This window comes from Aquabacterium parvum (assembly GCF_001447195.1).
GTDB lineage: Bacteria > Pseudomonadota > Gammaproteobacteria > Burkholderiales > Burkholderiaceae_C > Aquabacterium > Aquabacterium parvum.
On the sequence record NZ_LFRI01000454.1, the window covers coordinates 16,720 to 38,708 of the forward strand.

Below are 21,989 nucleotides of genomic sequence, written 5' to 3' on the forward strand. Positions count from 1 at the left end.
GAGCGCACCATGGCCGTAGGCAAGGAAATTCGCAACAAGATCAAGAGCGTCGAGAACACCAAGAAGATCACCAAGGCCATGGAAATGGTCGCGGCTTCGAAGATGCGCAAGGCGCAGGATCGCATGCTTGCGGCTCGTCCCTACGCTGACAAGGTGCGCAACATCACGGCGAACCTGGCAAAGGCCAACCCCGAGTACGTCCACCCCTTCATGCTGCCCTCGACGGGCGGCAAGAAGGTGGGCTTCATCGTGGTGAGCACGGACAAGGGTCTGTGCGGTGGCTTGAACACGAACGTGCTGCGTGCCGTGACCAACCAGCTCAAGGAGCTGGACGGGCAGGGCGTCAAAGCCGACGTGGTCTCCATCGGCAACAAGGCCACGGGCTTTTTCAACCGCATTGGCGCCAACGTGGTCGCCAGCGTGGTCGGCATGGGCGACACGCCCCACCTGGAAAAGCTCATCGGCCCCGTCAAGGTGCTGCTCGATGCCTACACGGCAGGCGAGCTCAGCGCTGTTTACCTGTGCTTCACGCGCTTCATCAACACGATGAAGCAGGAGCCCCTGGTCGAGCAACTGCTGCCCTTGAAGGCCAACGAGTTCGCCGGCGAAACGACTCATGCTTGGGAATACATCTATGAGCCGGACGCCAAGGTGGTCATCGACGACCTGATGGTGCGTTACGTCGAAGCGCTGGTTTACCAGGCTGTGGCTGAGAACATGGCTTCGGAGCAGTCGGCTCGCATGGTGGCCATGAAGGCCGCCACCGACAACGCCGGCAACGTGATCAAGGAACTGAAGCTGGTCTACAACAAGACCCGTCAGGCCGCCATCACGACCGAACTGTCCGAGATCGTCGCCGGTGCGGCAGCGGTCTGATCCGAAGATTTTGAATTGATTGAAGGAACGAAAAATGGCTGACACGCAAACAGTGGGCAAGATCGTTCAGTGCATTGGCGCCGTGGTGGACGTGGAGTTCCCGCGCGACCAGATGCCCAAGGTGTACGACGCCCTGAAGATGGACGGCTCCGCGCTGACCCTCGAAGTGCAACAGCAGCTCGGTGACGGCATCGTCCGCACCATCGCGCTGGGCTCGTCCGACGGCCTGCGCCGCGGCATGCATGTGACCAACACCCACGCCCAGATCACCGTGCCCGTCGGCCCGGCCACCCTGGGTCGCATCATGGACGTGCTCGGCGCGCCCATCGACGAACGTGGTCCGGTCGACCAGGCTCAAACCGCCCCCATCCACCGCAAGGCTCCTGCGTACGACGAGTTGTCGCCGTCGCAAGAGCTGCTGGAAACCGGCATCAAGGTGATCGACCTGGTGTGCCCGTTCGCCAAGGGCGGCAAGGTGGGTCTGTTCGGTGGCGCCGGTGTGGGCAAGACCGTGAACATGATGGAACTCATCAACAACATCGCCAAGGCCCACAGCGGTCTGTCGGTGTTCGCTGGTGTGGGCGAGCGCACCCGTGAGGGCAACGACTTCTATCACGAGATGGCCGACTCCGGCGTCGTGAACCTGGAGAACCTGGGCGAGTCCAAGGTTGCCATGGTCTACGGCCAGATGAACGAGCCGCCGGGCAACCGCCTGCGCGTGGCCCTGACCGGCCTGACCATCGCCGAGTCGTTCCGCGACGAAGGCCGTGACGTGCTGTTCTTCGTGGACAACATCTACCGTTACACCCTGGCCGGCACCGAAGTGTCCGCTCTGCTGGGTCGCATGCCTTCCGCCGTGGGTTACCAGCCCACCCTGGCCGAAGAAATGGGCCGCCTGCAAGAGCGCATCACCTCGACCAAGGTTGGCTCGATCACCTCGATCCAGGCCGTGTACGTCCCTGCGGACGACCTGACCGACCCGTCGCCTGCCACGACCTTCGCCCACTTGGACTCCACCGTGGTGCTGTCGCGTGACATCGCTTCGCTGGGCATCTACCCCGCCGTGGACCCGCTGGACTCGACCTCGCGTCAGCTGGACCCGAACGTGGTTGGTGAAGAGCACTACTCTGTGGCCCGCGCCGTGCAAAACACGCTGCAGCGCTACAAGGAACTGCGCGACATCATCGCGATTCTGGGCATGGACGAACTGGCTCCGGAAGACAAGCTGCTGGTGGCCCGCGCTCGCAAGATCCAGCGCTTCCTGTCGCAGCCTTTCCACGTGGCCGAAGTGTTCACCGGTTCGCCCGGCAAGTACGTTCCCCTGAAGGAAACCATCCGCGGTTTCAAGATGATCGTGAACGGCGAGTGCGACAGCCTGCCCGAGCAAGCCTTCTACATGGTTGGCACCATCGACGAGGCCTTCGAGAAGGCCAAGGCCATCAACTAAGCGGCACGCGCGGCGGCCGGCCCATGCCGGTCGCTGTGTGGTCGCTCTTGACGAAAGAGCACCATGTCCACCATCCACGTCGACGTGGTTTCTGCAGAAGAGTCGATCTTCTCCGGTGAAGCCACCCTGGTGTCCCTGCCAGGCGAAGTGGGCGAGCTCGGCATCCTGCCGCGCCACACCCCGCTGATCACCCGCATCAAGCCGGGCGCCGTGCGCATCCAGCGCGCCGACAACAACGAAGAAGAGTTCGTCTTCGTCGCTGGCGGCATCCTGGAAGTGCAGCCGCACTGCGTGACCGTTCTGGCCGACACCGCCATCCGCGGCAAGGACCTGGACGAAGCCAAGGCCAACGAAGCCAAGCGCCTGGCCGAAGAAGCCGTTCAGAACGCCAAGGGCGATCTGGACCTGGCCAAGGCTCAGAACGAGCTGGTCGAGCTGGTGGCCCAGCTGGCCGCCATCCGCCGCCTGCGCAAGAAGTGATCGCGGCTCGCCGCTGAATCGCTCCCACACAGAAAACCCGCTGCCTGCGCAGCGGGTTTTTTCTTTTGGGTCACCGGCCAGGGCCGAATTGACCGAGGCGACAGAAGTTCTCTTAAATTGGCCGAGCCTGCTTCGGCGCGCCACAGCGCCCACTGCTCGGCGCACACCAAAATCATTTCACCGGAGGGATCCATGGATCGCACCACGCACTGGTTTGCCAGCACGGCGTTCGCTTTTCTGGCGGGCGCTGCCAACGCCGCGCCCGATCAACTCGTCATCGAACGCGGGATGGATCACACCGTTTACGCCGCTGGCATGGGCTGGAGCGACCTGGCGGGCACAGCCACCTATGTCGCGTCTACTAATGTCGTCACTGCCGTGAACGTGATCTCGGTGGTGGGCAGTCCGTACCCCGCGAGCTTGCAAGCGGTTTCCCCTGCTGTCTTGGATGCTCCCATCGCGATCGGCGACTCTGGAAGGGGCCGGTACGCGAGCCTGTCTGCAGTCGCTCCGTTGACGCAGTTGAGTGTCGTGCCTCAGGGCGATGAGCTGACCGTGCAGAGCCTGCAAACAGCGGGCGGCTTTCAGGTGACGACCACCAAGAACGGTGCCACCAAAGGCTCTGGCTCGTTGAGCATCAGCGACCTCAAGGTCGATCTGCAGCGAAAACCATCTATGCAGACATCGTCGGTGCCAATGGCGTGGGGGCGCTGAACGACCACGCGCTGTGGACCTATGACAGTGTCTCCGGCCCCGTCACGTTCAAGCCAGGGTTTGACAAGCCTTTCGACGAGACCCTGTCGCCGCCAGCGCTCACGTTTTCCGGCCTTTTCCTGGTCAAGGCTTCGGACATCGACGACATCTTTGTCGCGGCCCTCAACCTCAACAACATCGGGCGAGTGACCTTCACGGCTGCGAACAATCGCAGCGCCACCAACCCCATCGGCTTTGGCTCGATCACCATCAGCGCCGTGCCTGAGCCAGCCGCTTGCGCCTTGATGGTTGCAGGCATGGCTGCTTTGTTGGTGTTCGGTCGATGTGGCGCCAAGCGTTGAGCACCGGCTCGTCATGGGTGAGCAAGGGTTGCCCCGCCCCCTGAAGTGAGGTGCGCGGGGGGGAACGCGCCCGGATGTCGGCGTTTTAGGGGAAGCCCTCACGGTGAACCCTTTGCCTCCGCAGCCGCTCCCTTTTAGAGTAGTGCCGACGGGGCAACCCCGAAAAAGCGCTCGCTTGGAGCGCCCCATGCACCGCAGAGGAGACACCCATGACATTCAACAAGAACCTGATTGCCGCCACCGCGTTGATGACGTTCGCGGGCCTGGCCCAAGCCGTCACCGAAACCGGCACCCTCGCCAAAGGCGAGACGATGCTCAGCAATGGCTACGAGTTCAGCGAGCTGTCTGGCAGCGGCACTTTGAGCTTCTCCAAGTTGCTCGTCACCGCCTTGAACCTGGCTTCCGTCGGGATGCAGGCGGTGCCTGACGCGGTGCTGCAAATTTCCACCTCGACCAATTCGTCGGGTGCGGTCAAGTACGTTACCGCCTCTGCTGCCGCGCCAGTCACGGCCTTGACCAGCAGCTTCGATGGCGTCACCGCGTCCATCATCGGCGTGGGCACCCATGGTGGTTCGCTCCAGACCACGGTCAAGAACAACGCCACCAACGGCGCGGGCTCGTTGAGCATCAGCGACCTGCGTGTTGACCTGGCCACCAAGACCATCTACGCCGACATCGACGGTGGCAACGGCGTCGGTTTCAAGGACAACTACGCCCTGTGGACCTACGACACGCTCACCGGCCCCACCGTCTTTGACGTCTCGGACGTTGGGCAAACCCCCGTGACCAAGTCGTCGACCAACACGCTGTCGGGCCTGTTCCTGGTCAACTCCTCCGACATCGACAACATCTTTGTCAAGGCTTTGAACCTCAACAACACGGGTCGCTCCGGCATCAACGCGGTGAACAACCGCACTGCCACCAACACCGCAGGTTTTGGCTCGATCACGTCCTCCATTGCCGTGACCGTTGTTGCCGTTCCGGAGCCCAGCACCTACGCTTTGATGGGCGTTGGCCTGGTGGGCTTGGCGTTGTTCGGCCGCCGTCGCGCTGCTCGCTGATCTCGCTGTTTGGATGGGCGCGCGGCCTGGCCGCTTGACGCCGACCAAGGGCCGCTCACATCTGTGAGCGGCTTTTTCTTTTTGCGCCACGCATTCAGGGGGCGGGATAGGCCTGCTGTTGTTCAAGGGGATGCTTGTCTAAAGTGGGTGTTGCCAGCCGGAACCGGTGCGCTTGTTCCTGGCGGGTTCAACAACAGTCAACCCAACTCAGTGGAGCCTACCCATGAAATTCAATCCCAAGCTGATCGCGGCCAGCGCCCTTGCGTTGTTCGCAGGCATGGCCCAAGCCGCCGAAGTCGTCACCTTGACCAAGGAATCTCCGGTGCTGGCCAACGGCTACGTTTTTGACAGCCTGGAGGGCAGCGGCACCCTGAGCTTCTCCAGGCTGCTGGTCACCGCCTTGAACCTGGCTTCTGTCGGCATGCAGGCCGTGCCCGATGCCACCCTGCAGATCTCGACCTCGACCAATGCCTCGGGTGCTGTGAAGTATGTGAGTGCAAGCGCCGCAGCACCGGTCACCGCCCTGACCCTTTCTGTCGAAGACAGCACGGTGACGGTGCAACGTGTGGCCACCCAGGGGGGCTCTTTGCAGACCACGGTCAAGAACGCGGCCACCAATGGCAGCGGCTCGCTGAGCATCAGTGACCTGCAGGTCGACCTGACCACCAAGACCATTTACGCCGACATCGTGGGGGCCAACGGCGTGGGCACCTTGAACGACTACGCCCTGTGGACGTATGACACCATCTCCGGGCCCACCACCTTTGAACTTGATCCGGCTGCCGGCCCATGGGGGGTTGCGCTGTCGGCCTCCAACACCCTCTCGGGGCTGTTCCTGGTGAACGCCGCCGACATCGACAACATCTTCGTCAAGGCCTTGAACCTGAACAACACCGGGCGCTCGGGCATCAATGCCGTGAACAACCGCACCGCTACCAACACCGCCGGTTTTGGTTCCATCACCTCGGTGATCGCGGTCAGCTCGGTGCCCGAGCCCAGCACCTATGCCCTGATGGGCGTTGGCCTGGTGGGGCTAGCGCTGTTCGGCCGTCGCCGAGCAAGTCACTGACCGATTGAACTGCTCGCGGGGCGGGGGCCCCGTTCGCCACGCCAGTCGCGCGCAACCACGAGCGGCCTTTTCGTCCGTGCATGAGCCCAGCAGCAGATGACCTCGGCTGGGGATGCGCCACACCTTGAATCGATGGGCGCTCAGGTAATCGCCCTTTGTTCGTGGCAGTGGGACCATGCAGCGCGGGGAGCCTTTGCTCGAATGGGGCATTCCCTTCTAGAGTGTGGCAGGTCAACCGCGTCTCAAAACGCCTCGGCTGACCTCAACCCAAAAACCCAGTGGAGAAAAGATGAAACTCAAAACAAGTCTGATCGCAGGTGCTGCGCTCCTGGCGTTCGGTGGTGCGGCGCAGGCCTATGAGGAGCGGGGCACCTTGTCGGCCGGGCAGTCGCAATACCTTGCTCCGTATACGCTGGAGAACCTGCAAGGCAGCGGCACCCTGAGTTTTTCCAGGCTGCTGGTCGTCTCGCTGAACTTGGCCTCGGTCGGCATGGAAGCCATTCCCGATGCTTCGGTGCTGGTCACGACATCGACCAACGCGGCTGGCAGAGTCCGCTACGTCAACGCAAGTGCCCAGGCCCCGGTGACCGCTCTGACCTATTCTGTCGAAAATGACAACCTGAACGTCTTGGGTGTTCAGACCGATGGGGGAGTGCACCTGAGCACGGTCAAGAACAGCGCCACCAACGGGGCGGGCTTTCTGAGCATCACCGACCTGAAGGTGGACCTGACCACGAAGACCGTCTACGCCGACATCGTTGGCGCCAATGGCGTGGGCACGTTGAACGACCACGCATTGTGGACGTACGACACCATCACGGGCCCCACCAGTTTTCACATGCGCACGGGGAGCGATGTCGATTGGACGGGGTACCACGTGAACCTGCTGGCCACCAATACCCTCTCGGGGCTGTTCTTGGTGAACGCCGCCGACATCGACAACATCTTCGTCAAAGCCTTGAACCTGAACAACACCGGCCGTTCGGGCATCAACGCCGTGAACAACCGCATCGCCACCAACATCGCAGGCTTCGGTACGATCACCTCTGTGGTCTCGATCGGCACGGTGCCCGAGCCCAGCACATACGCCCTGATGGGCGTGGGCCTGGTCGGTCTGGCGCTGTTCGGGCGTCGGCGCTCCAGCCGTTGAATTGCTGCTGAACTGGCCGGCGGGTGCACGGCGGCGTGGGCCATGTTCAAGTGCCAACAACCAACTCAAAAGGGAAATCATGAAACACCAACCAGCATGGGTGGCTGCCGCGGCGGCCTTGTTGCTCACCAGTGGCGCGCATGCCGGTGTGTACCCACCTGGGGAGTACGCCACACTGGAAGCGGGGGCACAGTTGGCGCTCAACGGCCTGGCGTATTCGGACCTCAGCGGAGCCGGCAGGCTGGAGTTTTCAGCGCAATGGTTGAGGGCACTGAACGGGGCGTCTGTCGGCCTGCAGGCCTTGCCGCCAGCGTTGTTGCAAACGTCTGCGTCGTCCGGCGCAGCAACCGGCCTCGGCTACCAAAGCGCAACCGTTTCCGTGCCTGTTCAATCTTGGTTTGCGGTCTACCGGCCAGGTTCCGGGCTTTTCGGGACCGATGAGACAGCGTTGGGCACGACCTTCAGCGGCGGCTTCATGTTGACCTCCGCAGGAAGCGGAGCGACCGGGGGCTCGGGCGAGTTGCGCATCAGTGACTTGCGCGTGGACCACATCAATCGAGTCATCCATGCCGACATCGAAGGCGCCAACGGCGTCGGCTTCCTCAACGACCATCCCTTGTGGACGTACGAGCGCGTGATCGGGGACACCCAGCGCGAGTGGCCGGATCTGGATCGCCTGGATGGCACACAGGTTCATCAATGGGACCTCAGCCTCTCCGGCCTTTTTTTGGTCAACCAGGCGGATGTCGGCAACATTTTTGCCAAGGCGCTCAACCTGAACGATGGCCAGCGTCTTGCCCTCCAGGCGCTGAACGACCCCAACACCAACGGTTTTGGCTCGCTGTCCTATTCCGCCGAGATGGTCGTCACGGTGATTCCGGAGCCCGGCACGTGGGCCTTGATGGGGGCCGGGTTGGTGTGCCTGGCCGCGCTGCGCCGTCGCGAGACGGCTTGAGCAGGCGGCTGTCTCTGCCGCGCACCCTGACTGGGGTGCGCCCGCCAACCCCCTCGAACGCAGGCCCCTGATGCCCGCGCCGTGGCGGGACGGGTCAATGCAGGCATCATCCCACCATGTGCAAGGCGGCGCCTGGGCGTCGCCAGCACGCACACCAACGAGCGCCGAGTTGGCGCAGGGGAGGGCCGGCATGCGCGTTGCCGCGGACACCACATCCACGCCAGATCCGTCGGTGCCCGGTCGGCACGGCGCCGACCGTGACCGCGCACGCGCGCTGGCCGCGCGCCTGAAGCTCACCATCGACGGCGACCCAGAGCCTTCTGAGCAAGATTGGCAAGCCCTGGGGCAGGCCCTCAACCGGGGCGACCCGCTGGCCGATGCCGTCATCGCCTGGATGCGCGAGGTCGGGCGCCCCTCGGCCTGGCCCCTGATGGAGCGAGGCCTGAGCGGTGGCCCTGCTGCCGTACCCGAACACGCTGGGCCCCTGCGCGCCTTCCTGGCGCAAGGCTGGCAGATGCCGGCCTGGGTCAACTGGGCGCGTGTCAAGCGAGGCGCCCAGGTCATGCAGGGCACCGGCGAGCACGGATTGATGGTGTTGCGCGACGCGGGCCTGATGGCGGGCTACCAGGCTGGCGCCATCAACCAGACCTTGCTCAAGACCGGTGCGCTCGAGCGCGGCGCCCACAAGCGCATCGCCGAAACCACCACCTGGTGGTTGGCCTGCACCGAAGACGATGGCCTGCAGCCCGGCCAGCCTGGCCACCGCATGACCCTGCACGTGCGCCTGATGCACGCCCTGGTGCGCGACCAGCTCTCGCGCTCGCCCGAGTGGGATGCCGATTGGCTGGGCCTGCCCATCAACCAGGTCGACATGCAGGCCACCTACCTGGCCTTCAGTGCCGTGCACCTGCTGGGCTTGCGCCTCACAGGCATGCTGTTCGCGCAGGAAGACGCCGACGCTGTCATGCACCTGTGGCGGGTCATGGGCTGGTTGGTGGGCGTGGAAGACGGCTTGATGTGCGACGACGAGGCCTCTGGTCGCGTGCTCATGTACCGCAACCTCGTGACCCAGGCGCCACCTGACGAGGGCAGCACCTTGCTGGGCCGGGCCCTGATGAACGAGCCCCTGCAGCGCCATTACCCGTTTGCAGGCGCCTTGCGCGGGCGCGTCGATCGCGAACGGCACCTCAGCCTGGTGAGCTGGTTCCTCGGCCCGGAAGGCCTGCGCAACCTGGGGCTGCCCAAGCGCCAGCCCTGGTACCCGCTGATGCTGATGGCGCCGACCGTGGTGGGCAGCGTGGCTTTGCGCACCCTGCCCTGGATGGAGGGGCCCTGGCGCGCGATCGCCAGGCGCCAGCAGCTGGTCTATCAGCAGGACCTGGTCGGACGCGAGCCCCATGCGCCCTGGAGCCCGAAGGCGGGTACACCAGGTGGGGCAGGGGCCTCGCATCCGCATCCGCCCGGCCAGCGCAACGGCTAGACTCTCAGGCTCTGCCTGCACGACCCGCCCCTTGTGGTCGCCACCGCCATTCGGAACCTGCCCATGCCCACCGCGCGCGCCGCCAAGAAATCTCCCGCCGCCAAGCCTGTCGCCGCGAAGCCGGCCGCCACCGCTGCCAAGTCGAAGACCCAGCCAGTGAAGGCCGCGCCGGGCAAAGCTGGCAAGCCCAAGCCGCTGACGATCCAGGACTACCTGCAAAAGACCCTCACCAGCCGCGTCTACGACGTGGCCATCGAGAGCCCGCTGGACGAGGCCCGCAGCCTGTCTCGTCGCCTGGGGCACCACGTGTTCTTCAAGCGAGAAGACAAGCAGCCGGTCTTCAGCTTCAAGCTGCGCGGCGCCTACAACAAGATGGCCCAACTCAGCCGTGCACAGCACGAGCGCGGCGTGATCTGCGCCTCGGCTGGCAACCACGCGCAGGGCGTGGCCATGGGCGCGCGGCGCCTGGGCTGTCAGGCCACCATCGTCATGCCGGTGACCACGCCGCAGGTCAAGATCGACGCGGTGCGGCACTTCGGTGGTGACAACGTCCAGATCGTGCTGCACGGCGAGAGTTATTCCGACGCAGCGCTGCATGCCAAGGAGCTCGAACGCAAGCGCGGCCTGACCTTTGTTCACCCCTTCGACGATCCCGATGTGATCGCGGGCCAGGGCACCGTGGCCATGGAGATCCTGCGCCAGCACGCCGGCCCGATCGATGCGGTGTTCGTGGCCATCGGCGGTGGCGGCCTGATCAGTGGCGTGGCCGCCTACATCAAGGCCGTTCGCCCCGAGATCAAGGTCATCGGCGTGCAGATGAACGACTCCGACGCCATGCTGCGCTCGGTCAAGGCCAAGGGCCGTGTCACGCTCAGCGACGTCGGCCTGTTCTCCGACGGCACGGCGGTCAAGCTGGTGGGCGAGGAAACCCTGCGCCTGACCTCGCTGCTGGTCGACGACATCGTCACGGTCAACACCGATGCGGTTTGCGCGGCCATCAAGGACATCTACCAGGACACGCGCTCCATCGTCGAGCCGGCCGGTGCCCTGGGCGTGGCCGCGCTCAAGCAGTACGCCGAGCGACACGGCGGTCAGGGCAAGACCTACATCGCCATCAACTGCGGCGCCAACATGAACTTCGACCGGCTGCGCTTCGTGGCCGAGCGCGCCGACGTGGGCGAAGAGCGCGAGGCCCTGCTGGCCGTCAGCATCCCCGAGGAGCGCGGCTCCTTCAAGCGCTTTTGCGAGACCATCGGGCCGCGCAGCGTCACCGAGTTCAACTACCGCATCTCGCACGAGAAAGAAGCGCACGTGTTCGTGGGCCTGACCACGAAGGAAAAGGGCGAGTCCAAGCAGATCGCCAAGGCCTTCAAGGCGCAAGGCTTTCGCACGGTGGACCTCACGCACGACGAGCTGGCCAAGACCCACATCCGGCACATGGTGGGCGGGCGCTCGGCGCTGGCCGAGGGCGAGCGGCTCTTCAGCTTCATCTTCCCGGAGCGCCCGGGCGCGCTGATGACCTTCCTGAGCAGCCTGCCCCCAGGCTGGAACATCAGCTTGTTCCACTACCGCAACCAGGGCGCCGATTACGGTCGCATCCTGATCGGCCTGCAGGTGCCCAAAGACGAGGTGCCGCGCATCCCCAAGGTGCTGGACAAGCTGGGCTACGTTTACGTCGACGAAACCCGCAACCCGGTCTACCGGCTGTTCCTGCGCTGACGCGTTGGCTGCGCGGGCCGTGCGGCCGTTGCACATCACCAAATGAAACAGGCCGCTCAGTTTGTGAGCGGCCTGTTGGATTTGGGTGTGGGCTCTGTGGCGTGTGGGGTGTGGCTCAGTCGGGGCTGCGCACCTGGCTGCCACCGTCGAAGCCCTCAGGGGCTGCGGGAGGCTGACCTCGGCGCTCACCCATGCCGGCCTGTGCGCCGGGCGGGATGCCTTGCCCGGGCGGCGGGGTTTGCGTGACGCCGCTGGGGGCCGGCAAGGTGCCCGTGGCAGCTGGGGGCAAGCCGGGCAGGTCGATGGTCAGGAAGTTTGCGCCGTCTTGCGGGCCGATGCGGGCGCTGCGCTGGCTGAGGTCCTGCAGCACCATCTCGCCGTCGACCAGGCCGCCCACGCGGATGGCTTTGGGCGGCTTGCCGTCGATGGACAGCAGGGCCACGCCGGCGCTTTGACCCGGGGCGGGCGCCATCACACCGATGACCTTGATGCGGCTGGCCAGGGCCGAAGCGGCGCTGGGGTTGGCCTGCGGGCCTTCGGTGCGAACCGGGCCGGTCAGCAGGCGCTGGATGTCGCCGCGCACACCGGTCTCCAGCGTCACGGCCGCAGCGTTGTGGGGGACGCCAACGGGCGGCGCGAGCCAGCGCAGGCCCCAATAGGCGAGGCTGGCGGCGACGGCGGCCCAGATCAGGAGTGCAGCGATGCGTGATGCCATGGTGGGCGCATTATGATGGCTGAGTCGGGCATCGTGCACCGTGAACAGGTGGTCCTTCCTCGGGTTGTTCCCGCATCAAGGGTGCCAAAGCCTCGGGCATGCTGGCGCCCTTGGTCGAAGCCGCGCCCGTCGTGACGCGAGGCCACCCCTGACCCTTGAAGACAAAACCGGAAGACGAAGATGTTTGAGCGCACCTCACGACCCCTTGACCGCACGCCCGGCGCCCTTGGCTGGGCTCGCTCGGCCGCCCGCACCGCTCAGCGCGGCTTCACCCTGATCGAGCTGATGGTGGTGCTGGTCATCATCGGGCTGCTGGCCGCCCTGATCGTGCCCAACGTGCTCGACCGCGCCGACGACGCCCGCGTGACCGCCGCCCGCACCGACATCAGCAACCTGATGCAGTCGCTCAAGCTTTACAAGCTCGACAACCAACGTTTCCCCACGGGTGAGCAAGGCCTGCAGGCCCTGGTGGCCAAGCCCAGCGCCGGCCCGATCCCCAACAACTGGAAGCCCTACCTCGAGAAGCTGCCCTCCGACCCTTGGGGCAACCCGTACCAGTACGTCAACCCCGGCGTGAAGGGGCAGGTCGATGTGTTCAGCTTCGGTGCCGATGGTCAAAGCGGTGGCGAAGGCCGGGATGCCGACATCGGTTCCTGGCAGTGATTCGCCGTCAGCTGGCTTGACGGCCCTTCCGACAGGCCGCTGGGCGAGGCGCGTGCGCCGCTCGGTGTCGCGCGGCTTCACCCTGCTCGAGCTGATGGTGGTGGTGGCCATGATCGCCATCACCGTGTCCATCGTGAGCTTTGCCGTGCCCGACCCCTCCAGCACCCGGCTCGAGCGCGAGGCCGCGCGCCTGGTCGCCATCCTGGAGTCCGCCCGCATGCAGGCACGCTCGGGTGCGCTCACGGTGTTGTGGGTGCCGCAGACCAAGGGCGACGAGGCCGACTACCAGTTCATTGGCCTGCCGCCGGTGCTGATGCCGCCTTTGCGCTGGCTGACCCCCGAGGTGCGCGCCGAGGTCGTGGGTGGGCGCAGCATCGTGCTCGGGCCTGAGCCCGTCATCGGCGCGCAAAGCCTGGTGCTGCGGCTCGAAGACCGCCAGCTCGTCATCGGTACCGATGGCCTGGGCGCTTTCCAGGTCATCCTGCCCACGGGCGAAGAGGCCGCCCAGGCGCAGCAGGCGGTGATGCGATGATCCGCGGGCGTGGCATGACCCTCATCGAGGTCCTGGTGGCCCTGGCCATCGTGGCCGTCACCCTGACCGCTGGCATCAAGGCTGCGGGGGGACTGACGCTCAACGCCCAACGCATGGCCGACCTCACCCGCGCCCAGTGGTGCGCCGAGAACCAGCTCACCAGCTTGCGCCTGAGTCGCACCTACCCCCCCGTGGGCGACAGCGACTTCACCTGCAACCAGCTGGGGCGCCAGTTGCCCGGCCGCATGGTGGTGCGCCCCACGCCCAACATCAACTTTCGCCGGGTCGACGCCGAGGTCCGTGACGAGGCGGACCAGCCCATCGTCAAGCTCTCGACCGTGGTTTCGCGGTTCTGACCGGTGGACGATGCCATGAGCCCCATGTCCGCACGCCGCTCCCCGACACCAAAGGCTGCCCGCGCTGGCTTGCGCCGGGTTGCCGGCTTCACCCTCATCGAGGTGCTGGTGTCCCTGTTCATCCTGGCCGTGCTGGCGGGGGCCGCCTGGAAGGGCGTTGACGCCATCAGCACCGCTCGCCAGGTGGCCGATGACAACCTGCAGAACACCTTGCGCCTGCAGTCGGTCATGACCCAGCTTGACGCGGACATGGCCCAGGTCTGCGACACCCAGGTGGTCAAGGGCTTTCAGTTCGATGGCGCCAACCTGCGCCTGACCCGCCGCGCGTCCGGGGGCGTTCAGGTGGTGGTGTGGAGCCTGCGCGAGCGCAAGCTGCTGCGCTGGACGAGCCCCGAGACCACGCGCGTGGGCGACCTGCAGGACCACTGGCGACGGGCCTCGCAGCTGCAGGGGCGCGAGCCCGGCACGCTGGTGGCGCTCAACGGGGTGGACCAGTGGCAGGTTTACTGTTTCCGCAGCGGCTCGCTGAGCAACTGTCAGTCTTCGGGCAACGTGGTGTCCAGCTCGGGCTCAACCAACTCGGGCGAAGGTGCTGCGGCAACCGCCGCCGCCAGCATCGTGCGCGAGCAGCTCCCACAAGCCATCCGCTCGCAGCTCACCCTGGGCGATGGCGCGGGCGTCGCCGGCATGCTTTCACGCGACATCATCCTGTCGCCCCAGCCATGACACGCAGCACCTTGCCCGCCCCCGCCCCCCTTGCCGCCGAAAGCCTGGCCCAGCTGCCTGGCGCCCTGGTGAGGTCGGGCCTGCGCCGAGGGCCCGCGCTGCGCCAGCGTGGCGCGGCCTTGCTGATGGCCATGGTCATCGTGACCCTGGTGGCCACCTTCGCGGCGTCGATGGTGTGGCAGCAGTGGCGGGCGGTGCAGGTCGAAGGCGCGGAGCGCGTGCGCGCGCAGGCCACCTGGGTGCTGGTCGGGGCGCTCGACTGGGCCCGGTTGATCCTGCGCGAGGACGGCCGCAACGGTGGTGCAGACCACCTGGGCGAGCCCTGGGCCATTCCCTTGGCCGAAGCGCGCTTGTCCACCTTCCTGGCGGTGGATGGCGACAACACGGCGGTCGATGCCGACTCTCCCGAAGCCTTTCTCTCCGGCCGGGTCGATGACGCCGCTGCGCGTTACAACCTGCGCAATTTGATCAACTCGGAGGGCGACCTGGTGCCCGAGGAGCTGGTGGTGCTCAAGCGCCTGGTCGAGAACGCTGGGCAGTCGCCCGCGCTGGCCGATGGCCTGGCGCAGTCGATGAGGCAGGCCACCCTGGCGATCATGGCCATGCAGTCCGAAGACCCGCAAGTCATGTCCAAACTGGGCGGGCAAGACGGCATGCGCAAGGCGCCGATCATGCCTTTGTCGGCCGACCAGCTGATGTGGCTGGGCCTGGACGCCGGCACCCTGGAGCGACTGCGCCCCTACCTGACCATCCTGCCGGAGGCGACCCAGGTCAATGTGAACACCGCGCCCAAGGAGGTCATCGCTGCCGTCATCGACGGGGTGGACCTGGCGCGCGCCGCCCGCATCGTGCAGACTCGCCAGCGCAACCCCCTCAAAACGACCGAGGAACTGCGCGCCGTGCTGGGTGCGGGCAACTGGAATTTCAGCCGCATCTCGGTCAAGAGCGATTACTTCGAGATCCGCGGCCGCCTGCGGCTCGACGACAACGTCATCGAGCAGCGCCACCTCGTCAACCGCCCCTCGCCCAACGACGTGGTCGTGAAATACCAGGGGCGTTTCTCGGGTGTGGAGCCTGGCGCCAATCCGTCCCCCAACCCCTGAAGGCCTTGTGGTGTGCTGACCAAGCGGGTATCAATCCTTAAATGGGCGCTATTTCGGCGCTCCTACAATGGCCCGGCGCCTAAGCTAGGGCGCTCCACCAGCGAATCCAGACTTTTCAACGCCCCGGCATGAGCATCCTCATCATCCAACTGCCGACCCGCAGCCGCCAGGTGATCGACCCGGCGGCGGCCGAGGCCGCACCTGCCAGCTCGGGGCCCAAGGAATACAGCTACGTCCTCAGTGCCGACGGCATGTCGGTGTCGCGCCAGGGGCGTTGCGTGGCCGCCATGTTGCCCAGGGCCGACAGCGTCATCGCCGTGATGCCGCCGACCGACCTGAGCTGGCACCGCGTGACCGTGCCCAAGGCCCCGGCGGCCCGCATGCGCGCCGCCCTGGCCGGCATGCTCGAAGAAGCCCTGCTCGACGACCCCGAAGAGCTGCACCTGGCCCTGGCCCCGCAGGCCAAGGCGGGGCAGGCTGCCTGGGTGGCCGCTTGCGACCACACCTGGCTGACCAGCCAGCTCATGGCCCTGGAAAAAGCCAAGCTGCGCATCGACCGCGTGGTGCCCGCCGTGGCACCCGACGAGCCGGCCACGGCCTACTTCCACGAGGCCCACGCCAACCCGGTCGACGACAACGACGCCGTGGCCGCTGTGCTGCTGACCTGGTCCACCGCCGATGGCGTGTCGACCTGGCCGGTGGCCGGCAGCTTGGCCCGCAGCCTGCTGCCAGAGCCCCTGCCGGTGCAGGCGCGCTTTTTTGCCACGCCGCCGGTGGCATCGCCGGCCGAGCGCTGGCTGGGCCGTGCCGTCACGGTGCAGACCCAGGGCGAGCACCTGCTGATGGCCGCCCGCTCGCTGTGGAACCTGCTGCAGTTCGAGCTGACGCCCAGCAGCAAGGGCCTGCACGCCCTGACCGACCAGTGGCGTCGCGTCATGAGCCCGCAGTGGCGGCCCGCCCGCGTGGGCCTGGCGGCCCTGGTGGCGGTGCAACTGCTGGGGCTCAACCTGTGGGCCTGGCAGCAAAAGTTGCAGGTGCAGGACAAGCGCAACGAGCTGGCCCGCATCCTCAAGCAGGCGCACCCCCAGGTGGGCTCGGTGCTGGATGCCCCCGTGCAGATGCAGCGCGAAACCGAGGCCTTGCGCGCCGCAGCAGGCCAGGCGGGCGACAACGACCTCGAGGCCTTGATGGGCGCCGTGGCCACGGCCTGGCCGCCCGAGCGGCCCACCGCATCCCTTCAATACGACGGCACCTCCCTGACCCTGAGCCCCCCGGTGGGCTGGGGCCCTGACGAACTCACCCAGTTCCGTGCGCGCCTGGGCGCCGCCGGTGTCGAAGTCGAACCCTTGGGCGACGGCCGCATGAGCGTGCGCCGAGCCCCCCGAGTCTGAAAGGCGAGGGCACCCACCCATGACCCAAACCTCTCAACCGTTGCAGGCCTTGCGCGACGCCTGGCAGGCCAAATGGTCGGCCTTGGCCCCGCGCGAGCGCCGCATGGCCACCATCGCCGGCTGGCTGCTGCTGCTCGCGCTGGTGGTGCTGGTCGGCATCCGGCCGGCGTGGCGCACGCTGTCGACCACCCCCGCGCAACTCAAGGAAGTCGACGCGCAGCTGGACCAGATGCGCCGCCTGGCCGACGAGGTGCAACTGCTGCGTCAGCGCCCACCCGTGCCGCCCGCCCAGGCCGAAGCCGCCCTGCGTTCGGCCTCCGACCGCCTGGGCCCCGCCGCCACGCTGAGCGTGCAAGGCGACCGCGCCACCCTCAGCCTGCGCGAGGTGCCCGGCGAGAGCCTGGCCTCCTGGCTCGATGAAGTCCGAACCGCCGCGCGCGCCAGGCCCCTGGAGGCCAACCTGCAGCAGGCCCAGGCCGGGCGTTACAACGGCAGCATCGTGCTGAGCCTGTCCACGGCTCAAGCGCCGCGCTGAAAGGGCAAGAACATGGCTGGCCTGCCCCTGCTCAACCGACGCCCCGGCTGGATGAAAGGCGCGACCGCGCTGACCACCCGCTGGCTGGAGTCCACCCTGGAGGTCGCCCGCTGGGAGAACATGCGCCGGGCCGGGCGCCGCTGGGGCTGGTGGGGCGCGGGCGTGGGTGCCATGCTGGGCCTGATCGCCTATGCCCCCGCCCCCTGGTTGGCCAAGGCCGTGGTGTCTGCCTCGGACGGTCGCCTGCTGCTGGCCGACGCCAAGGGCACCATCTGGCGCGGTGACGCCGTGGCCGTGCTCACTGGCGGCCCGGGCAGCCGTGACGCCCGGGCCTTGCCTGGGCGCCTGAACTGGTCGATGCGACTGGGGCTGCAAGGCGTCTCCCTGGTCCTGCAGCAGGACTGCTGCATCCAGACGCCACTGGTGCTGTTGGTGCAGCCAGCCTGGTCGGGTGCCACCGTGCGCGTGGCCACGCAAGCCCAGCCTGGCCAGCCTGTACAAACCGCTGGCGAGATCGGCCACTGGCCTGCAGCCTGGCTGGGCGGCCTTGGCACGCCCTGGAACACCTTGCAATTGAGCGGCGTGCTGCGCGTGAGCACCCGTGACCTCAGCTTTTCCTGGACCCAGGGCCGCCTGCGCGTGCAGGGGCAGGCCGAGGTGGCGCTCGACAACGTTGCCTCGCGCATCACCACGCTGGACCGCCTGGGCTCGTACCGGCTGGACGTGGTCGGTGACGCCGAGGGGCAGGTTCAACTCAACCTGGGCACCCTCGATGGGGCCCTCAGCCTGACGGGCAACGGTGGTGTCACGCCTTCTGGTGTGCGCTTCCGTGGCGAAGCCCGTGCCAGCGAAGCCAGCCAGGGCGCGCTGGACAACCTCCTGAACATCATCGGGCGTCGCCAAGGCGAGCGCTCCGTCATTTCGATCGGATAAGGCATGAAGACCCATCCCCTGCTCACGCGCTCCCGCGCCACCGCCCTGGTCACGGCCCTTGCCCTGGCTTTCGGCCCAGGTGGCTTGCTGCCAGGCTTCACGGTGGGCGCGGTCTCCGCAGCGCCCGTCAAAAAGGGCGGCGCCACGGTCACGCTGAACTTCGTCAACGCCGAGATCGAAGGCGTCGCGCGGGCGATGGCCGTCATCGTCGACAAGCAGATCATGGTCGACCCCCGCGTCAAGGGCGCGATCACGCTCTACAGCGACCAGCCCCTGACGCCGCGCGAGGCCTACCTGAACTTCCTGGCGGCGCTGCGCGGTCAGGGCTTCAGCGTGGTCGAGGTGGGCAACATGCTCAAGATCGTGCCCGAGGCCGAAGCCAAGTTGCAGACGGGCACCGTTGAAGTCGGCACCGTCAAGCGCGCCGGTGACCAGGTGCTGACCCAGATCTTCCGCCTGCAGTTCGAGTCGGCGGCCAACATGGTGGGCGTGCTGCGCCCGCTCATCAGCCCCAACAACACGATCAACGCCAACCCGGGCAGCAACACCCTGGTGGTGACCGACTACGCGGACAACCTGCAGCGCATCAGCCAGATGATCGCGGCGATGGACGTGCCTTCGACCACCGACATGGAGGCGATCCCGCTGCAGCACGCCATCGCGGTGGACATCGCGCCCATGGTGCAGAAGCTCATCGACGGCGGCGCGGCGCCTGGTGCGGCCGGTGGAGCGACCGCTGGTGGCGCCGTGGTGATGGCCGATGCCCGCACCAACACGTTGATGGTGCGCGCCCAGAACGCCGCCCGCATGGGGCTGGTGCGCAACGTCATCCAGCGCCTGGACCGTCCGGGCACCGCTGGCGTTGGCGGCAGCGGCATCCACGTGGTCTACCTGCGCAACGCCGATGCGGTCAAGCTGGCCCAGGTGCTGCGTGCGGCGTTCGCGTCGGCCGGTGGCAGCTCGTCTTCGGGCGGCGGGGCATCGGGGGGCTCGCCCACCAGCGCCACCTCCACGCCAACGACCCAGACCGGCATGAACACCTCTTCGGGCAGCAACTCGGGCGGAGCGTCGTCGCAGGCCACGGCCCCGGTGGGCGCCTCGGTGCAGCCCTCGACGGGTGGCTTCATCCAGGCCGACCCGAGCTCCAACTCGCTGATCATCACGGCCAGCGACGCGCTGTACAAACAGCTGCGCGCCGTGATCGAACAGCTCGACGGTCGTCGCGCGCAGATTTACATCGAGGCGATGATCGTGGAAGTCAGCGAGCAAAAGCTCGCTGAAGTTGGCTTCCAGTGGGCGGCTGGCTCGGGCAACTCGACCCAGGTCATCGGCGGCACCAACCTTGCGCAAGGTGGCACGCCCGGCCTTTTCAGCCTGATCGCCGACCCCGAGACGGTGGGCGCGGGCCTGACGGGCTTGAACGTGGGCATTGCCCGCAGGCTCTCCAGTGGCAAGTACAGCCTGGGCGCGCTGGCCAGCTTCCTCGAAACCAACGCCGATGGCAACGTGCTGTCCAAGCCAAACATGATCGCGCTGGACAACGAAGAGGCCAAGATCGTCGTTGGCCAGAACGTGCCCTTCGTGACGGGCTCGTACACCAACAACAACTCCAGCTCGGGCTCGGTGAACCCCTTCACCACCGTGGAGCGCAAGGACGTGGGCCTGACGCTGCGCGTGCGACCGCAGGTGGGTGAGGGCGGCACGGTGCGCATGACGGTGTTCCAGGAAAACTCGTCGGTGGACGCGTCCAGCCGCACCAATGCGCAGGGCCTGACCACCAACAAGAGTTCCATCGAAACCACCGTCGTGATCGACAACGGCACGACCCTGGTGCTGGGTGGCCTGCTCAAGGACGAATTCAGCAACGGCAACTCACAGGTGCCTCTGCTGGGCGACATCCCCGTGTTGGGCAACTTGTTCAAGAGCCGCTCGCGTTCGCGCAACAAGACCAACCTGATGGTCTTCCTGCGCCCGGTCGTGATCCGCGACCAGGACGCCAGCAACGCCATCACGCTGGACCGCTACGAGTTCATGCGCCAAAAGCAGATCAGCAGCCAGCCTGAAGAAAGCGCAGCGATGCGCAAGATCAATGGTGCGCCGCTGATCGAGCCCTGGAAGCTCAGCAACGACATGGCGCCACCCTCGGTGCGTCAGCCCCTGGACGACCCGAACGCCGCGGAGCCGAACCTGGTGCTGCCGCGCGTGCAGCCGGTGCCGGCGCCAGCTGCGGTGCCTGCCGCATCGGTGCCTGTCGCACCTGCTGCGCCCACCACCTCGGCCCCGCGCTGACCGACCGGAGCCGCACAACCATGGGCGCCCGCCACCCCCTTCCGTATGCCTTCGCGCGGGCCCACGGCCTGCTGCTCGAAGCCGACGCCGAGCGATCCACCCTGTGGGCCAGCGTCGGTGTGTCACCCGCTGCGCTGTCGGAGGTGATGCGCAAGTACGCCATCGACGTCATCGAGCAGGAGCCCGCCGAGACGCTGTCGCAGCGCATCGCCACGGCCTACGCTGCGGGTGAAGGCAGCGCTGCCGCCGTGGTGGGCGAGGTCGAAAGCGCGGTGGACCTGTCGCGCATGTTGCAGGACCTGCCAGCCGTTGAAGACCTGCTGGAGTCGAGCAACGACGCGCCCATCATCCGCATGCTCAACGCGCTGCTCACGCAGGCCGCGAAGGACGGTGCGTCCGACATCCACATCGAGCCGTACGAGCGATCTTCGTCGGTGCGCTTTCGCGTCGATGGCACGCTGCGCGAGGTGGTGCAGCCCAACAAGGCACTGCACGCCGCGCTGATCTCGCGCCTGAAGATCATGGCCGAGCTCGACATCTCCGAAAAGCGCCTGCCGCAGGACGGCCGCATCAGCCTGCGCATCGGTGGTCGCGCGGTGGACGTTCGCGTCTCGACCTTGCCATCGGCCCACGGCGAGCGCGCCGTGCTGCGGATCCTGGACAAGGGCGACGCCAACAAGTTCACCCTGGAATCTCTGGGCATGAGCGGCGATTCGCTCGACCGCTTCAAGCGCTTGCTGCGCCAGCCCCACGGCATCGTGCTGGTGACCGGCCCCACGGGTTCCGGTAAAACGACCACGCTGTATGCGGGCCTGAGCACGGTCGACGCCGCCACCACCAACGTGCTGACGGTGGAAGACCCGGTCGAATACGAGCTGCCCGGCATCGGCCAGACCCAGGTCAACGCCAAGATCGACCTGACGTTTGCCAAGGCCCTGCGCGCCATCTTGCGCCAGGACCCGGACGTCATCATGATCGGTGAAATCCGCGACTTCGAAACCGCGCAGATCGCCGTGCAGGCCTCGCTGACCGGTCACTTGGTGCTGGCCACGCTGCACACGAATGACGCGCCCAGCGCCGTCACGCGTCTCACCGACATGGGCATTGAGCCCTTCCTGTTGTCCAGCTCGCTGCTGGGCGTGCTCGGCCAGCGCCTGGTGCGCAAGCTGTGCGTGCACTGCAAGCGCCAGGATGACCAGGGCAAGTGGCACCCGGTGGGGTGCCCCGAATGCGGCATGAGCGGCTACAAGGGCCGAACCGGTGTGTACGAACTCATGGTGGCCGACGACGAGATCCGCGGCCTGATCCACGAGCAGGCGGCCGAGTCCAAGCTGTTCGAGGTGGCCCAGCTCAGCGGCATGAAGACCATGCGCGAAGACGGCGACCGCCTGGTGGCCGAAGGCGTGACCTCGCTCGAAGAGGTCTTGCGCGTCACGCGGGAATGACCGCCCGCA

General features: G+C 66.6%; 22 protein-coding genes. 21 read left to right on the plus strand and 1 reads right to left on the minus strand.

Features of this window, described 5'->3' with window-relative positions; genetic code table 11:
- The first annotated feature begins 9 nt into the window (after nt 1–9).
- The 11 genes from atpG (at nt 10) to ilvA (ending at nt 11,292) form a co-directional block, all read left to right on the plus strand.
- Entirely contained in the window at nt 10–876 is an 867-nt protein-coding gene (atpG, locus tag ABG80_RS17700) for a F0F1 ATP synthase subunit gamma (RefSeq protein ID WP_058088934.1), read from the plus strand.
- 34 nt (nt 877–910) lie between these two features.
- Nucleotides 911–2,323, plus strand: coding sequence for a F0F1 ATP synthase subunit beta (atpD, locus tag ABG80_RS17705; protein ID WP_058088935.1), 1,413 nt, complete (start codon nt 911–913; stop codon nt 2,321–2,323).
- Between the two features lie 63 nt (nt 2,324–2,386).
- Entirely contained in the window at nt 2,387–2,803 is a 417-nt protein-coding gene (locus tag ABG80_RS17710; RefSeq protein ID WP_058088936.1) for a F0F1 ATP synthase subunit epsilon, read from the plus strand.
- A gap of 192 nt (nt 2,804–2,995) precedes the next feature.
- Nucleotides 2,996–3,517 (plus strand): hypothetical protein, encoded by a 522-nt coding sequence (locus tag ABG80_RS17715; RefSeq protein WP_058088937.1) that lies wholly within the window; start codon nt 2,996–2,998, stop codon nt 3,515–3,517.
- Nucleotides 3,505–3,858: a hypothetical protein gene (locus ABG80_RS17720; RefSeq protein WP_058088938.1), complete on the plus strand. Its 354-nt coding sequence runs from the start codon at nt 3,505–3,507 to the stop codon at nt 3,856–3,858. Before ABG80_RS17715 ends, ABG80_RS17720 begins: the two co-directional genes overlap by 13 nt.
- A 209-nt stretch (nt 3,859–4,067) precedes the next feature.
- A complete protein-coding gene (locus ABG80_RS17725; protein ID WP_058088939.1) occupies nt 4,068–4,919 on the plus strand; it encodes a PEP-CTERM sorting domain-containing protein in 852 nt (283 codons plus the stop codon).
- A gap of 223 nt (nt 4,920–5,142) precedes the next feature.
- Nucleotides 5,143–5,988, plus strand: a complete 846-nt coding sequence (locus ABG80_RS17730) for a PEP-CTERM sorting domain-containing protein (protein WP_058088940.1) — start codon at nt 5,143–5,145, stop codon at nt 5,986–5,988.
- A gap of 289 nt (nt 5,989–6,277) precedes the next feature.
- Complete coding sequence (locus tag ABG80_RS17735) at nt 6,278–7,138, plus strand: PEP-CTERM sorting domain-containing protein (RefSeq protein WP_058088941.1); 861 nt, start codon at nt 6,278–6,280, stop codon at nt 7,136–7,138.
- Nucleotides 7,139–7,217: 79 nt separating this feature from the next.
- Nucleotides 7,218–8,093, plus strand: coding sequence for a PEP-CTERM sorting domain-containing protein (locus ABG80_RS21640; RefSeq protein ID WP_083506240.1), 876 nt, complete (start codon nt 7,218–7,220; stop codon nt 8,091–8,093).
- A 190-nt stretch (nt 8,094–8,283) separates the two neighbouring features.
- Nucleotides 8,284–9,573: an oxygenase MpaB family protein gene (locus ABG80_RS17745; protein ID WP_058088943.1), complete on the plus strand. Its 1,290-nt coding sequence runs from the start codon at nt 8,284–8,286 to the stop codon at nt 9,571–9,573.
- Nucleotides 9,574–9,636: 63 nt separating this feature from the next.
- Entirely contained in the window at nt 9,637–11,292 is a 1,656-nt protein-coding gene (ilvA, locus tag ABG80_RS17750; protein ID WP_083506244.1) for a threonine ammonia-lyase, biosynthetic, read from the plus strand.
- A gap of 115 nt (nt 11,293–11,407) precedes the next feature.
- Here ilvA and ABG80_RS17755 read toward each other — a convergent pair whose 3' ends face one another.
- Nucleotides 11,408–12,007, minus strand: coding sequence for a hypothetical protein (locus ABG80_RS17755; RefSeq protein WP_058088944.1), 600 nt, complete (start codon nt 12,005–12,007; stop codon nt 11,408–11,410).
- 180 nt (nt 12,008–12,187) lie between these two features.
- On the opposite strand from ABG80_RS17755, the gene gspG reads away from it, so the two are divergent.
- From gspG to gspE, 10 genes are all read left to right on the plus strand, one after another.
- Complete coding sequence (gene gspG / locus ABG80_RS17760; protein WP_058088945.1) at nt 12,188–12,670, plus strand: type II secretion system major pseudopilin GspG; 483 nt, start codon at nt 12,188–12,190, stop codon at nt 12,668–12,670.
- Nucleotides 12,671–12,686: 16 nt separating this feature from the next.
- Nucleotides 12,687–13,202 (plus strand): pilus assembly FimT family protein, encoded by a 516-nt coding sequence (locus ABG80_RS17765; RefSeq protein WP_058088946.1) that lies wholly within the window; start codon nt 12,687–12,689, stop codon nt 13,200–13,202.
- Nucleotides 13,199–13,558, plus strand: coding sequence for a type II secretion system minor pseudopilin GspI (gspI, locus tag ABG80_RS17770; protein WP_058088947.1), 360 nt, complete (start codon nt 13,199–13,201; stop codon nt 13,556–13,558). Before ABG80_RS17765 ends, gspI begins: the two co-directional genes overlap by 4 nt.
- A gap of 15 nt (nt 13,559–13,573) precedes the next feature.
- A complete protein-coding gene (locus tag ABG80_RS17775) occupies nt 13,574–14,284 on the plus strand; it encodes a PulJ/GspJ family protein (RefSeq protein ID WP_152987725.1) in 711 nt (236 codons plus the stop codon).
- Complete coding sequence (gene gspK / locus ABG80_RS17780; protein WP_083506242.1) at nt 14,281–15,387, plus strand: type II secretion system minor pseudopilin GspK; 1,107 nt, start codon at nt 14,281–14,283, stop codon at nt 15,385–15,387. The genes ABG80_RS17775 and gspK overlap by 4 nt, the downstream gene beginning before the upstream one ends.
- A 128-nt stretch (nt 15,388–15,515) precedes the next feature.
- Entirely contained in the window at nt 15,516–16,778 is a 1,263-nt protein-coding gene (gspL, locus tag ABG80_RS17785) for a type II secretion system protein GspL (RefSeq protein ID WP_058088949.1), read from the plus strand.
- Between the two features lie 19 nt (nt 16,779–16,797).
- Nucleotides 16,798–17,313 (plus strand): type II secretion system protein GspM, encoded by a 516-nt coding sequence (gene gspM / locus ABG80_RS17790; protein ID WP_058088950.1) that lies wholly within the window; start codon nt 16,798–16,800, stop codon nt 17,311–17,313.
- A 12-nt stretch (nt 17,314–17,325) separates the two neighbouring features.
- Nucleotides 17,326–18,246, plus strand: a complete 921-nt coding sequence (locus tag ABG80_RS17795; RefSeq protein ID WP_235513930.1) for a type II secretion system protein N — start codon at nt 17,326–17,328, stop codon at nt 18,244–18,246.
- A gap of 3 nt (nt 18,247–18,249) precedes the next feature.
- Nucleotides 18,250–20,535, plus strand: a complete 2,286-nt coding sequence (gene gspD, locus ABG80_RS17800; protein WP_083506243.1) for a type II secretion system secretin GspD — start codon at nt 18,250–18,252, stop codon at nt 20,533–20,535.
- A gap of 20 nt (nt 20,536–20,555) precedes the next feature.
- Entirely contained in the window at nt 20,556–21,980 is a 1,425-nt protein-coding gene (gene gspE / locus ABG80_RS17805; protein ID WP_058088951.1) for a type II secretion system ATPase GspE, read from the plus strand.
- The last annotated feature ends 9 nt before the right edge of the window (nt 21,981–21,989 follow it).

What these genes read in the sequence shown, in the direction of transcription:
- atpD (WP_058088935.1), top strand. Translation starts at nt 911, where the DNA reads ATGGCTGACACGCAAACAGTGGGCAAGATCGTTCAGTGCATTGGCGCC.
- ABG80_RS17745 (WP_058088943.1), top strand. Translation starts at nt 8,284, where the DNA reads ATGCGCGTTGCCGCGGACACCACATCCACGCCAGATCCGTCGGTGCCC.
- ABG80_RS17715 (WP_058088937.1), top strand. Translation starts at nt 2,996, where the DNA reads ATGGATCGCACCACGCACTGGTTTGCCAGCACGGCGTTCGCTTTTCTG.
- gspI (WP_058088947.1), top strand. Translation starts at nt 13,199, where the DNA reads ATGATCCGCGGGCGTGGCATGACCCTCATCGAGGTCCTGGTGGCCCTG.
- gspG (WP_058088945.1), top strand. Translation starts at nt 12,188, where the DNA reads ATGTTTGAGCGCACCTCACGACCCCTTGACCGCACGCCCGGCGCCCTT.
- gspM (WP_058088950.1), top strand. Translation starts at nt 16,798, where the DNA reads ATGACCCAAACCTCTCAACCGTTGCAGGCCTTGCGCGACGCCTGGCAG.
- ABG80_RS17725 (WP_058088939.1), top strand. Translation starts at nt 4,068, where the DNA reads ATGACATTCAACAAGAACCTGATTGCCGCCACCGCGTTGATGACGTTC.
- ABG80_RS21640 (WP_083506240.1), top strand. Translation starts at nt 7,218, where the DNA reads ATGAAACACCAACCAGCATGGGTGGCTGCCGCGGCGGCCTTGTTGCTC.
- atpG (WP_058088934.1), top strand. Translation starts at nt 10, where the DNA reads ATGGCCGTAGGCAAGGAAATTCGCAACAAGATCAAGAGCGTCGAGAAC.
- ABG80_RS17775 (WP_152987725.1), top strand. Translation starts at nt 13,574, where the DNA reads ATGAGCCCCATGTCCGCACGCCGCTCCCCGACACCAAAGGCTGCCCGC.
- gspE (WP_058088951.1), top strand. Translation starts at nt 20,556, where the DNA reads ATGGGCGCCCGCCACCCCCTTCCGTATGCCTTCGCGCGGGCCCACGGC.
- ABG80_RS17755 (WP_058088944.1), bottom strand. Translation starts at nt 12,007, where the DNA reads ATGGCATCACGCATCGCTGCACTCCTGATCTGGGCCGCCGTCGCCGCC.
- ABG80_RS17735 (WP_058088941.1), top strand. Translation starts at nt 6,278, where the DNA reads ATGAAACTCAAAACAAGTCTGATCGCAGGTGCTGCGCTCCTGGCGTTC.
- gspL (WP_058088949.1), top strand. Translation starts at nt 15,516, where the DNA reads ATGAGCATCCTCATCATCCAACTGCCGACCCGCAGCCGCCAGGTGATC.
- ABG80_RS17730 (WP_058088940.1), top strand. Translation starts at nt 5,143, where the DNA reads ATGAAATTCAATCCCAAGCTGATCGCGGCCAGCGCCCTTGCGTTGTTC.
- ABG80_RS17795 (WP_235513930.1), top strand. Translation starts at nt 17,326, where the DNA reads ATGGCTGGCCTGCCCCTGCTCAACCGACGCCCCGGCTGGATGAAAGGC.
- gspK (WP_083506242.1), top strand. Translation starts at nt 14,281, where the DNA reads ATGACACGCAGCACCTTGCCCGCCCCCGCCCCCCTTGCCGCCGAAAGC.
- ilvA (WP_083506244.1), top strand. Translation starts at nt 9,637, where the DNA reads ATGCCCACCGCGCGCGCCGCCAAGAAATCTCCCGCCGCCAAGCCTGTC.
- ABG80_RS17710 (WP_058088936.1), top strand. Translation starts at nt 2,387, where the DNA reads ATGTCCACCATCCACGTCGACGTGGTTTCTGCAGAAGAGTCGATCTTC.
- gspD (WP_083506243.1), top strand. Translation starts at nt 18,250, where the DNA reads ATGAAGACCCATCCCCTGCTCACGCGCTCCCGCGCCACCGCCCTGGTC.